A 13,567-nucleotide genomic window follows, 5' to 3' on the forward strand; every position below is an offset into this window, starting at 1 on the left:
CCCCTACGACATTGCCTGCAATTCCACCAACTTCCTATACTCCCCATTTTTCTCCAACAGCTCCGCATGGCTGCCCCGTTCCGCAATCTGGCCCGCGCGCATCACAATGATCTCGTCAGCGTGCTGTACCGTGGATAGGCGGTGGGCGATGACCAGGCTGGTGCGGTCTTTCATTAGGTTCAACAAAGCTTCCTGGACCAGTTTTTCGGATTCTGAGTCGAGGGCGGAGGTAGCCTCATCGAGGATGAGGATGGGTGGGTTTTTGAGCACCGCCCGGGCGATGGTCAAGCGTTGGCGTTGGCCGCCACTGAGTTTGCTGCCGCGGTCGCCGATGTTGGTTTGGTAGCCGTTTTCGGTAGTGATGATAAAGTTGTGGGCGTTGGCGATTTTGGCGGCGCGTTCTACATCTTCAGGTGTAATATTTTCCATGCCAAACACGATGTTGTTGTAAATCGTGTCGTTGAACAGGATGGCTTCCTGGGAAACGATGCCCAGTTGCTGGCGCAAATCGCGCAGGGAAATGTCTTTGATGTTGATGCCATCGATAAAAATGCCACCATCACTTACATCATAAAAGCGTGGCAACAAGTCGGCCATGGTAGATTTGCCTGCACCGGAAGCGCCCACCAGGGCAATGAGTTTACCTTTGTGGATATTTAGATTGATGTTTTTCAGCACCGGTTCGTCGCCACGGTAATTGAAACTGACGTTGCGGTATTCGATGGATTTTTTAAACTGGGAGAACGCTGGAGCATCGGTTTTTTCTTCAATCAATACCGGAGCATTGAGGATGTGCTCCACCCTTTGCATGGCAGCGATGCCTCTTTGTACATCGTACAAGCCCCGGGAAAAAGCTTTGGCTGGGTTCAACACGCTAAAAAAGGCATACAAAAAGGAGATAAAGGTGCTGGCTTCAATGCTGCCTTTGAACACCATCCGTGCACCAAACCACAGCAATACCGACACCACCGCAATGCCCAAAAACTCAGACAAGGGTGAGGCCAAGTCCCGCCGCCACAACATCCGCGTCTGCATGCGGCGGTAGTCGTTGTTTTCGCGATTGAATTTGTTTTCCTGGTATTTTTCGGCATTAAAGCCCTTGATGATGCGCAGCCCGGAAATCGCTTCCTCGACGATGGATACAATGGTACCCAACCGCTCCTGGACCTTGGATGAACTTTTGCGCAGCGTCCGCCCTATCCCTCCAATGATCACTGCCGAAAACAGCATGAGTACAAACACAAAGCCCGTCAGCGTGGGACTGACGTAAAGCATAAAAATCAAACTCAGTACAATGATGATGGGCTCGCGGAAAAGGGACTCCAGGGCATTGAGGATGCTCCATTCAATTTCCTGCACATCGGCGGTGATGCGCGACATCAGGTCACCCTTGCGCTCTTCTGAAAAATAGCCCAAGGGGAGGATCATAATTTTGCTGAACAGTTGGGCCCGGATGTCTCGCACAATGCCGTTGCGCGCCGGGGCCATAAAAAACATGGCGAGGTAATTGAACAGGTTTTTACCCAAAAAGACCAACAGGATCACGGCACAAATCCGAATCAAAGCGGCTTCCTGCCCCTGCGTCTGGATCAAATGGTTGACTTGGTAATTGAGCTGCGCTCTAAGCCCATCAGCCGTCCAACTCCAGACTGGTTCAGGTAATGCCTGGACGTTTTTTTGGAAAATAATATCGAGTAGTGGAATCAGTAATGGAATGCTGGCGACGTTGAACACGGCCATCAGGAGGTTGCTCAAAATACTCAGCGCAACGTTGGCGCGGTACTTGTGCAAGAAGGAAAGCAAACGCCAGAAACTCTTCATATCTAGAGATGAAAGATGAAAGATGAGAGATGAAAATCTAGTGTTACCACTTTCATCTCTCATCTTTCATCTCTCATCTTTTATTCAGTCTTTAAAGTTGAAATCATTCAAAAAACTAGTATTGAAATCGCCCTTGCGGAAGTTTTCGTCTTTCATCAACTTCTGATGGAAGGGCACTGTCGTCTTTGGTCCTTCAATGATGAACTCGTCCAGGGCGCGCTCCATTTTGCGGATGCACTCCTCGCGGGTGCGGGCGCGACAGATGAGTTTGGCAATCATTGAATCGTAATACGGAGGAATGGTATACCCCGCGTAAACGTGGGTATCTACTCTTACGCCATGGCCTTTTGAGCTGTGGAAAGAGGTGATTTTGCCTGGGCTTGGACGGAAATCAAAGTTCGGATCTTCCGCGTTGATGCGGCATTCCATGGCATGCATCTGTGGGTAGCGGTTGCCTCCGGTGATTTTTTCACCCGCTGCAATTTTGATTTGTTCTTTAATCAAATCAAAATCGATCACTTCTTCGGTCACGGGGTGCTCCACCTGAATCCGGGTGTTCATCTCCATGAAGTAGAAGTTGCGGTGTTTGTCCACCAAAAATTCGATGGTACCTACACCCTCGTAGTTGATGGCTTCACCCGCTTTGACCGCGGCATTTCCCATCTTTTCCCGCAATTCATCGGTCATGAAGGGAGAAGGGCATTCTTCTACCAATTTCTGGTGGCGGCGCTGGATGGAGCAATCGCGTTCAGAAAGGTGTACAACTTTTCCGTATTGGTCTCCCGCAATCTGAAATTCAATGTGGCGAGGTTCTTCTACATACTTCTCCATGTAGATGCCATCGTTGGAGAAGGATGCTTTGGCCTCCATACGGGCAGTATTCCAGGCATTTTCGAAGTCTTCTTCTTTCCAAACGATGCGCATACCCTTTCCACCGCCACCTGCTGTAGCTTTGAGGATAATGGGGTATCCTACTTCTTTGGCTTGTTTTATCCCTGCTGGAACGTCTTGCAACAAACCACCTGAACCTGGCACCACGGGTACCCCTGCAGCAATCATGGTTTCTTTGGCGGTGATTTTATCCCCCATTTTGCGGATCTGCGAGGGGGTTGGCCCAATGAATTTGATGCCATACTCCAAGCATACCTCAGCAAAATCGGCGTTTTCAGCCAAAAAGCCGTAACCTGGATGGACTGCATCCGCGTTGGTGATCTCGACCGCTGCCATGATGCGAGGAATACTCAAGTAGGATTCCGATGATTGGGGCGGGCCAATACAAACCGCTTCATCGGCAAACCGCACGTGCAGGCTTTCCCGGTCGGCAGTAGAGTATACGGCTACCGTTTTAATACCCATTTCCCGGCAGGTCCGGATGATACGCAGTGCAATTTCACCGCGATTGGCTATGAGGATCTTGTTGAACATTCTTTTTATTTCGGATCTAACAAGAAAAGGACCTGATCGTACTCAACGGGTTGAGCATCTTCTACCAGCACCTTCACTACAGTACCGCTGATGTCAGACTCGATTTCATTGAACAGCTTCATGGCCTCAACGATACAAACCACATTGCCAACACTGACGCTGTCGCCCACTTTGATGAAAGCAGGTTTGTCAGGGCCAGCTGAGCGGTAGAACGTTCCAACGATCGGCGACTTGATGGCTTTGTAGCGACTATCATCTCCTCCTGCGCTTGGCGCAGCACTTGGTGTCAGATCAGCTATTGGTTGTGGCGTAGGAGTAGCTACTGACGTAGGTGTTTCCACGCTGGCTGGCGTAGACGCCGCCGGGATAGCAGTTGGCAAGGTGGCTTGTAGTGAAGGCACCAGGATTTGCTGCCCAGCCTTGCCAAAGTACTTGGTACGGATTTGCAGTTCGAACTCACCATCTTTCATTTTGAACTCGGAGAGCTCCAGCCGGCTGACCAGCTTCAGTAGTTCTTGAATCTCCTTTGCATCCATGAGTTGCTATTGTTTAATACGTTCCATATAAGCCCCGGTCTGGGTATCGATCTTGATTAGGTCACCTTCGTTGATGAACAGGGGCACGCGCACTTCTGCTCCGGTTTCTACCGTAGCAGGCTTAAAAGCGTTGGTCGCGGTATCCCCTTTTAAACCTGGCTCGGTGTACGTAATCTTCATAATCACCGATTGGGGCAGTTCCATGGTCAATAATTCGTTTTTGGCACCATGGTACAAAATGTCCACTTCCATTCCTTCCTTAATAAGGTCTGGACGGTCAATCATCTTCTTATTCAAAACAATTTGCTCAAAGTCTTCATTGTTCATGAAGTTCAGACCAGACTCATCTTCATAAAGGTACTGAAATTTACGCCGTTCAACTCTAACTTCGTCAATTTTAGCACCGGCGGAGAAAGTGTTGTCCACTATTTTCCCGTTGGTCATACTTTTGAGCTTGGTACGCACGAAGGCTGCACCACGGGCTGGTTTGACGTGCTGAAATTCCACGACAGACCAGGTGTCCTTTTCCCAATCTAAACAAAGTCCGTTGCGGATATCGGATGTCGAAGCCATGAAAGTTTTATTTTGATGTTAAAAGGTTTTATACATGTGATTCTCCCGCCTGCGGCGGTCGTTTCACGGAATCTCCCACGAATAAATTCGTGGGTTGGATCATGTGTTCCCTCCCACGGATAAATCCGTGGGTTGGGTATCGTAGGCCCACTTGATGTAGATGGCACCCCAAGTGAAGCCGCCACCAAAGGCAGTCAAGATGATATTGTCGCCTTTTTTGAGCTGACTTTCCCATTCCCACAAACAAAGGGGCAGTGTTCCAGCCGTAGTATTGCCGTATTTTTGAATGTTGATCATGACCTTTTCCATCGGGAATTTGGCCATATCCGACACCGTTTCAATGATCCGGCGGTTGGCTTGATGGGGTACTAGCCAAGCGATGTCGTCAGCTACGAGGTCATTGCGCCCCATGATGCGCAGCACCACATCTGACATACCCGATACCGCAGCTTTAAACACTGGTTTACCGTTTTGGTACACGAAATGCTCGCGATTGATGACCGTATCAATGGTAGCTGGATACCGTGAGCCGCCTGCTTTTTGGTACAAGTAATGCTGGCCAATCCCGTCGCTGTGGTGCAAAGAGTCCATTACGCCGACTTCTTCCTCCGTTGGCTCCAACAAAACGGCACCACCACCATCACCAAAGATGATACAGGTAGTCCGATCCGTGTAGTCGATGATGGAAGACATTTTATCCGCACCTACCACTATGACTTTTTTGTGTGAGCCCGACTCCACAAACTTACTAGCAGTGGTGAGCGCATACAAAAAGCCCGAACATGCGGCATTGATGTCGTAGCAAAAAGCATTTTTGATGCCTACTGCATCAGCAATGATGTTGGCAGTATCTGGAAATGGCATATCGGAGGTTACCGTAGCACAGATCAGGAGGTCGATTTCTTCGGGGAGCGTATTGGTTTTAGCCAATAGTCCTTTGACGGCGTTGATGCCGATGATTGATGTACCTTGCCCCTCGCCTTTGAGGATGCGGCGTTCGTGGATCCCCGTACGGGAGGTAATCCACTCGCTGGTGGTATCCACCAGATTCTCTAGCTCTTGATTGGTCAGAACGTACTCAGGAACCCAGCCCTGCACGCCTGTAATCGCAGCACGAATTTTAGACATAGCGTTGGATTTGAATCCAGTTGGCAATTTGCGAGCGCAAAAATATCAATAATCTTTTGCTTGTTGACATTTAATTTAAAACCGCAGTGCTTTTACGGTAGGAAATCAGCCAGAGCCCCAGCATGGTCAAGAGTCCATTGACGGCGATGTTGAGGAATCCGAACTTGAAACCGTACAGTTTTTCGGCATAAATATCAATGGTATACGTCAAGATCGGTGCAATGATGCAGACCAGCACAACCCACTGATCGCGCACGGCCCGTTTGGTCAGTATCCCAAACATAAACAAACCAAGCAATGGGCCATAGGTATACCCGGCAATTTTAAATAAACTGCTGATGACCGCATCGTTGTTGAGTAGCTTAAACACCAGAATTTGCACCAAAGTCAAGAGCGAAAAACCAACGTGTACCCAGACCCGAGTCCGTTCTTTTTGCTGCTCTGGGGCATTCGACTTGTTAAAATTGAGAAAATCGATGCAAAAAGAGGTGGTCAATGCCGTCAATGCCGAATCCGCACTGGCGTAGGTGCAGGCGATGATGCCCAACATAAAACAAATGGCCGTGGCCACCGACATGTGCTCCAGTGCCAGAGTAGGGTAAACCAGATCGGAATTGAGTTTACCACTGGCGTTCATCGGCAATTGAATGCCTTCTTTGGCGGCATAGAGGTACAACATCGCACCCAGCGAAAGAAACAGGATATTGACCAACAGGAAAATGGAAGTAAAGGTCAACATGTTCTTTTGGGCATCTTTAATGTTGCGACAAGCCAGATTTTTTTGCATCAAATCCTGATCCAAGCCCGTCATGGCAATCGCGATCAAGGCCCCACTGATGAACTGTTTAAAAAAGTTGTTCGGGTCGCCGATGCCACTGTCGAAGAAAAAGACGCGCCCGTATTCACTGCGACTGATTTCGCCAAACATTTCCACCAAATTCCAGCCTAAAGCATTGCTGATGGTATAGACACTGAGCGCGAGAGCGGATAGCAAAAAGATGGTTTGTAGGGTATCGGTATAAATAATTGTTGCTACTCCACCTTTAAATGTGTACACCCAAATCAACGCAATGGTGATGACCACCGTCAGCCAAAAAGGAATCCCCATCGGCCCGGTCACAAACATGTCCACCACATTCGCCGCCAAAAACAAGCGAAAGGAAGAACCAATGGTGCGGGAAATCAAAAAATACGCTGCCCCGGTTTTGTAGGAGTAAAAACCAAGGCGTTCCTCCAAATAGGTATAAATGGAAGTGAGTTGTAGGCGATAATATAAAGGCAGCAGTACTGTAGCAATGATGAAATACCCAAAGAGGTTGCCCAGCACCAATTGCAAGTAGGAAAAAGCCTGGTTGTTGCCCCCGGCTCCGACCACCCCCGGAATGGAAATAAAGGTAACCCCCGAGATGGAAGTACCAATCATGCCAATAGCGACCAAAATCCAGGGGGCTTTGCGCCCAGCCAAAAAGAAGGAACTATTGTCGGCGTTGCGGCTGGTGCGCCAAGCCACCACAATGAGCATTGCGAAGTACGCAATGATCAAGGTGCCAATCAATCCGGGAGAGAGTACGGCTGCGAACATAGGTGAAGGGTCGTTGGGGCAAGCATTGCGGTTGCCCTTTTTTATAAATGAACTTTATTTTTACCTCACTATTTGTTGTCAGGTTTTTGATCTGCATTTTCAACGGGATCTTCCTGAGTAGCCGTCGATTCTTCCGATTCTTCCACTTCGGGTGCCGCTTCTTCGACAATGTCCGCTGGTGCTAAGGGTGCTGGTGCTACTTCCTCTTGTGTTTGTTTTTGGAACAAAAAAGGGACCATTAAAAACAAACCCAGCATAATCGACATATCCGCTACATTAAAAATGCCAGTGCGCAGCGTACTAAAGCCCATGTTCATAAAGTCGACCACCCGGCCTTCCATGATGCGGTCGTAGATGTTGCTCAAGCCACCGCCCAGGATGAATCCAAATGCAGCTTGCTGCACCACGTGTAAATTTTTGGCAGTCAGTACATGGAAAAAAATGTATAGCAAGACCAAAACGGGTACCACAGCCAATACCCAATAGCGCAAGGTATCGTTCATGTCTGAACCCAAGCTTAAAAATGCTCCGGTATTTTCGGCGTACACCAGGCGAAATACATCATTGAAGTAGGATTGCATGGGTTGTTCCTTCAGCGTATTAACTGCCCATATCTTGGTCAGTCGATCCAATGCCGTAGCCAGTAATCCGGGAATCAACAGTACGAGGAGTCTTTTTTGCCACATGTCTTATACTTTCTGTTCTTTAGCGTTCAACGCTGGTTAATCTTGAATGGGGTGAAGATAAGCAGGGTCATTGAAAAATTTAAAAAATACTTGATTATCGCAAAATGAGATATAAGGTGTTTTCAAAAAAATCGCTTTTTTTTACGAAAATGAAAAATTTTAAGAAATTTCTTTAAAAAATTTGCATAAATGTAGAGATGTTTTTAACTTTGCTTCATCAAAGCGAACGAGCTTAGCGATTTTGGGCAGCAAAGATGCAAAGAATCGTGAGAAAAACAAATTTCTTTGGCCATACTCTTTGTCAAAGAACAACATTGTGAGGTGATGAAATTTTTGGCAGCCATGCCCTCTTGTCTCGGGGGTAGGGAGTTCGGAACAAACGTAGCATAGGGCCAGGAAACGACCCAGGGGTTGACCACCATTCTGTGCTATAGCTAACCGCCCTGTGAAGGTTCGAGTCCTTCCCTCACAGCAGAAAATAAAAAAGCACTATCGATTGAGTTCGGTGGTGCTTTTTTGTTTGGCGCAGTGCTTGTTTTTGTGTTTTAAAAGTATTTTTAAACTTTATTTGTTTTTAATTTCGCGGTATCGTATTTTTGAGTTCACCTCAAAACCAACACCAATGGAACAGCCCCTACAACCCATCGAACAAAGCCTCTTTGCAGATATTCAAGCATTAATTGAAAGCAGTCGCCAGCGTACTTTCACAGCCGTCAATGCAGAAATAACGATGTTGTACTGGCGAATTGGTAAGCATATTCGTCAGTTTCTCATCATTCATAACCGCGCAGAATACGGCAAACAGATTATTGCGACACTGTCGCAACAATTGATTCTGGAATATGGGAAAGGGTACAGCCCAAGAAATTTAGCTAGTATGGTCAAGTTGTTTGACTATTTCTCCGACGAAAACATTTTGCAGACACTGTCTGCAAAATTGAGCTGGAGCCATTTCATTGAGCTACTGAGCGAAAAAGACGAACTAAAACGAGAATTCTACTACACCCTTTGCATCAACGAACGTTGGAATGTTCGCCAACTTCGAGATCGCATCAACTCCATGCTCTTCGAACGCAGCGCCCTCAGCAAACAACCCGAAATAACCATCCAAAATGACTTGGAAAAATTGCGCAGCACGCGTGAAATGAGTCCAGCAATTGCATTCAAAGATCCCTACATTCTGGATTTTTTAGGCTTGGTCAATACCTATAGTGAGAAAGACTTAGAGCAGGCGATTATCGTCCAGCTACAGGAGTTCATTTTAGAATTGGGCAACGATTTTGCGTTTATGGCCCGCCAAAAGCGCGTAACTGTTGGAGATACTGATTATTACATCGATTTGCTTTTTTACCACCGTAAACTTCGCCGCCTGGTTGCCATTGATCTCAAATTAGGCAAATTTGAACACAGCCATAAAAGCCAAATGGAGCTTTACCTGCGCTGGTTGGCCAAATATGAGCAGCATCCGCACGAGCTGTCACCCCTTGGTCTAATCCTTTGTGCGGATAAAAGCGACGAGTTGGTCGAACTTTTGGAAATGGATGCCACCGGAATTCATGTAGCCGAATACCTGACGGAATTGCCCAGCAAGGAACTGTTACAGCAAAAGCTACAACAGGCTATTCTACTCTCCAAGCAGCGCCTGGCTCAAAGCAGTAAAGAAGAAGAATAAATCGCTTGAGGAGGGCAACCGCGAGGGTTGCCGCTACATTCCCCAAATAAATCTCTATTTTTGCAATCCAAAATCAAACCTCAAGTGTTTGACCTACCTGAACCCTATAATAGGACTTCGGAGAAGTCTAACATTTGTAGCCCAATATTGTAGACACAAAAACGGAGAAAAGATGAAGCCAGACATTAAAGCACTCCTCAAGCAGCGCATTCTCGTCATTGATGGTGCGATGGGTACCATGATTCAGCGGTACAAGCTTAGCGAAGCGGATTATCGGGGCGAACGTTTTGCCAATTTTCACCGCGATGTAAAGGGAAACAACGATCTATTGTCCATCACCCAGCCACAGATTATCGAAGAGATCCACCGGGCTTACCTGGAGGCGGGAGCAGACCTCATTGAGACCAATACGTTTTCAAGTACTTCAATCGCCATGGCCGATTATGAAATGCAGGATCTGGCTTATGAACTAAATTTTGCCTCAGCACAAGTGGCCAAGCGCTGTGTTGATGATTATAACCTTCGCAACCCCGGCAAACCGCGTTACGTGGCTGGTGCCATGGGGCCTACCAACCGCACTGCATCCCTGTCACCGGATGTCAACAATCCTGGTTATCGGGCCGTGAGTTTTAAGGAGTTAAAAGAGGCTTATTATGTCCAAGCCAAGGGTTTGGTAGAAGGTGGTGCAGATTTACTACTGATCGAAACTGTTTTTGATACCCTCAACGCCAAGGCTGCTTTGTTTGCAGTAGAAGAGCTCTTTGACGAGCGAAAAGAACGGCTGCCCGTGATGGTTTCGGGCACCATTACCGATGCCAGTGGGCGTACCCTTTCGGGCCAAACCGCAGAGGCATTCTGGATTTCCATCAGTCATATTCCGCTACTCAGTGTTGGTTTGAACTGCGCGCTAGGTGCAGAAGAAATGCGCCCACACCTGGAAGCGTTGTCTACAATTGCCGATACGTTCATCAGCGCCTACCCCAACGCCGGTCTGCCCAATGAATTTGGCCAATACGACCAAAGCCCGGAAGAAATGCAAACTTATATCCGCGACTTTGCATCTAGCGGATTTGTGAACATGATCGGCGGCTGTTGTGGCACTACTCCCGAGCACATTCGGGCGATGGCGGAAGCCGTGAAAGGTTTACCACCCCGGCAGATTCCGCTAGTACCAAATTATACCATGCTGAGTGGGCTGGAGCCATTGATCATTCGGCCCGAGACCAACTTTGTCAACATTGGCGAACGCACCAACGTGACAGGTTCACGCCAATTTGCCCGCCTGATTCGGGATAACAAGTACAATGATGCCTTGGTCGTGGCCCAACAACAGGTGGAAGCTGGTGCTCAAATGATCGACATCAACATGGACGAGGGCATGTTGGATTCCGAAAAAGCCATTGTGGAGTTTTTGAACCTGGTAATGTCGGAACCGGAAATTGCCAAGTTGCCCATCATGATTGACTCCTCCAAGTTCAGTGTGATCGAGGCGGGCTTGCAATGTGTGCAGGGCAAATGTGTCGTCAATTCCATTTCGATGAAGGAAGGGGAAGCAGAGTTTATCCGCCAGGCCAAGTTGGTGCGGCGTTACGGAGCAGCAGCGGTAGTAATGGCTTTTGATGAGCTCGGCCAAGCCGATACCATCGAGCGCAAAGTAGACATCTGTGAACGCGCCTACAAAATCCTGACCCAGCAGGTCGGTTTCAAACCACAAGACATCATTTTTGACCCCAATATTTTTGCGGTAGCGACTGGGATTGACGAGCATAATGACTACGCTATCTATTTCATTGAGGCTACCCGTCAGATCAAACAACGTTGCCCAGGAGCTAAGATTAGTGGCGGGGTGAGCAATATTTCTTTCTCCTACCGGGGCAATGATCCCGTGCGCGAGGCGATGCACTCGGCGTTCTTGTACCACGCCATCCAGGCTGGTATGGACATGGGGATTGTGAATGCCGGGATGATCGAGATTTATGCAAACATCCCCAAAGATCTCCTGGAGCGAGTAGAAGATGTGCTGTTTAACCGGCGTGAGGATGCTACGGAGCGCCTCACAGAATTTGCAGAAAGCATCAAAAATGAAGGCGGAAAAATTCTTCAAAAAGACCTGGTCTGGCGCGAAGGCAGCCTACAAGACCGCATCACCCATGCCTTGGTCAAAGGAATCACCGACTACATTGATGAAGATACTGAAGAAGCCCGCCTTCAATTCCCTAATTCACTAGGGGTGATAGAAGGCCCTTTGATGAATGGCATGAATGTGGTGGGAGACCTGTTTGGCGCAGGTAAAATGTTCCTGCCTCAAGTGGTCAAAAGTGCCCGGGTGATGAAAAAGGCTGTTGCCTACCTCACACCTTATATTGAAGAAGAAAAAGCTGCTGGCGGGGGAAGCTCCAAAGGAAAAATCCTCATGGCAACGGTTAAAGGGGATGTACACGACATCGGCAAAAACATCGTAGGGGTGGTATTGGCTTGCAACAACTTTGACATTATTGACATGGGCGTGATGGTTCCTGCCGATAAAATCCTCAAAATGGCCAAAGAAGAAAATGTCGACATCATTGGGTTGAGTGGTTTGATCACCCCTTCGCTGGACGAAATGGTACACATGGCCAAAGAAATGGAGCGCTTGGGCTTTACCTTGCCTTTGATGGTGGGTGGGGCAACTACCTCTAAAACGCACACGGCTGTCAAAATTGAACCTCAATATTCAGGGCCAGTCATCCATGTACTGGATGCTTCGCGCAGCGTAGGCGTGGCCGCAGCCTTGTTGAGTGCGGATCAAGATTACCGCAACAACCTCATCATCGATACCCGCAAGGATTACGAGCGCATCCGGGAGCAACGCGCCGGAAGGCAGTCTTCCAAAGCATTCATCGACTTGGCTCAAGCACGAGAGAACAAAGTGGCCATTGACTGGCGCCAATACACCGCTCCCGTTCCTAAAAAACAGGGTATCACCGTTTTTGACAATTACGACCTGGAAGAATTGAGCGAATACATCGACTGGACACCTTTCTTCAGCAGTTGGCAATTGGCGGGTAAATTTCCAGCTATCCTTAAGGACGAGATTGTGGGTGTTGAAGCTCAAAAACTCTACAATGATGCCCGCAGTTTGCTGCGCCAGGTGATTGACGGAAAATGGCTGAGTGCCCGGGCAGTAATTGGTTTATTCCCGGCCAATACCGTTAATCATGATGACATTGAAGTGTATCAAAGTGACGATCGACAAGAGGTAAAAGTGGTTTTGCACCAATTGCGCCAGCAATTGCACAAGGCGGCAGGGCAACCCAACTTCTGTTTGGCCGACTTTGTGGCACCTAAAGATACCGTTCAGGATTATGTAGGTGCTTTCGCGGTTACGGCCGGGATTGGCATTGAACCATGGGTGGCGAAATTTGAAGCCGAGCTCGACGATTACAACGCGATTATGCTCAAAGCCCTGGCCGACCGCCTCGCGGAAGCCATGGCTGAACGTATGCACGAGCGGGTACGTAAAGAGTTTTGGGGTTACGATGACAATGAAAGCTTGTCCACTGACGACTTGATCAAAGAAACTTATCGCGGCATTCGCCCAGCACCAGGTTATCCGGCTTGCCCAGAACATACTGAAAAGCAGACCCTCTGGCAATTGTTGGATGTGGAAAACAACACTGGGATGATCCTCACCGAAAGTTGTGCCATGTATCCGGCAGCTTCGGTAAGTGGCTGGTACTTGGGCCACCCTGACTCTAAGTATTTTGGATTGGGGCAAATTGGCAAAGATCAGATTGTGGATTATGCACGGCGTAAAGCAATGAGTATCGAGGAAGTAGAACGCTGGTTGTCGCCAGTGTTGAATTACCAGTAAACTTAGCTTTTTTATACAATAGCACTCAAAACGAAGAGGCTGCCCATCCAAAGATGAGCAGCCTCTTTTAATTGTAATCTTTATAAGAACGACCTTTATTATTCAACAATAATCATCTTCTTGGTAGCAGTGAATTCGTCAGCTTCCAGGGTGTAGTACAACACACCAGTAGCATTCAAATCGCTAGCTTTCAGCGTGATTTGGTTGAAACCTTTAGCATAGTCAGCACGAACGCTCTTCAACACACGGCCAGTCACATCGCTGATGGTCAGGGTAGCAGCAGCAGCCTTT

10 protein-coding genes are annotated in these 13,567 nt (G+C 48.1%); 2 read left to right on the plus strand and 8 right to left on the minus strand.

All coding sequences use genetic code 11. The annotated features are described in order from the left end of the window. Positions 1-3 precede the first annotated feature (3 nt). The 7 genes from ACEW9O_RS25210 to lspA all read right to left on the minus strand — a co-directional run bounded on the left by ACEW9O_RS25210 (position 4) and on the right by lspA (position 7,751). A complete protein-coding gene (locus tag ACEW9O_RS25210) occupies positions 4-1,821 on the minus strand; it encodes an ABC transporter ATP-binding protein (RefSeq protein WP_373552993.1) in 1,818 nt (605 codons plus the stop codon). An 84-nt stretch (positions 1,822-1,905) separates the two neighbouring features. Next, entirely contained in the window at positions 1,906-3,246 is a 1,341-nt protein-coding gene (gene accC / locus ACEW9O_RS25215; protein ID WP_373552994.1) for an acetyl-CoA carboxylase biotin carboxylase subunit, read from the minus strand. 5 nt (positions 3,247-3,251) lie between these two features. Continuing rightward, entirely contained in the window at positions 3,252-3,782 is a 531-nt protein-coding gene (accB, locus tag ACEW9O_RS25220) for an acetyl-CoA carboxylase biotin carboxyl carrier protein (RefSeq protein ID WP_373552995.1), read from the minus strand. Positions 3,783-3,788: 6 nt separating this feature from the next. Continuing rightward, complete coding sequence (efp, locus tag ACEW9O_RS25225) at positions 3,789-4,355, minus strand: elongation factor P (protein WP_373552996.1); 567 nt, start codon at positions 4,353-4,355, stop codon at positions 3,789-3,791. 99 nt (positions 4,356-4,454) lie between these two features. Then, positions 4,455-5,483, minus strand: coding sequence for a beta-ketoacyl-ACP synthase III (locus tag ACEW9O_RS25230; protein WP_373552997.1), 1,029 nt, complete (start codon positions 5,481-5,483; stop codon positions 4,455-4,457). 70 nt (positions 5,484-5,553) lie between these two features. Beyond that, on the minus strand, positions 5,554-7,065 hold the full coding sequence (locus ACEW9O_RS25235; protein ID WP_373552998.1) for a sodium:solute symporter: 1,512 nt from the start codon (positions 7,063-7,065) through the stop codon (positions 5,554-5,556). Positions 7,066-7,133: 68 nt separating this feature from the next. After that, entirely contained in the window at positions 7,134-7,751 is a 618-nt protein-coding gene (gene lspA, locus ACEW9O_RS25240) for a signal peptidase II (RefSeq protein WP_373552999.1), read from the minus strand. Between the two features lie 622 nt (positions 7,752-8,373). Between lspA and ACEW9O_RS25245 the strand changes: the two genes are divergently transcribed. Then, positions 8,374-9,423, plus strand: coding sequence for a YhcG family protein (locus ACEW9O_RS25245; RefSeq protein ID WP_373553000.1), 1,050 nt, complete (start codon positions 8,374-8,376; stop codon positions 9,421-9,423). A gap of 172 nt (positions 9,424-9,595) precedes the next feature. After that, positions 9,596-13,276 (plus strand): methionine synthase, encoded by a 3,681-nt coding sequence (metH, locus tag ACEW9O_RS25250; protein WP_373553001.1) that lies wholly within the window; start codon positions 9,596-9,598, stop codon positions 13,274-13,276. Between the two features lie 98 nt (positions 13,277-13,374). Here the strand turns inward: metH and ACEW9O_RS25255 are convergent. Beyond that, a partial coding sequence (locus ACEW9O_RS25255; RefSeq protein WP_373552857.1) for a T9SS type A sorting domain-containing protein occupies positions 13,375-13,567 on the minus strand: 193 nt, incomplete at its 5' end.

This window comes from Haliscomenobacter sp., assembly GCF_041740695.1.
GTDB lineage: Bacteria > Bacteroidota > Bacteroidia > Chitinophagales > Saprospiraceae > Haliscomenobacter.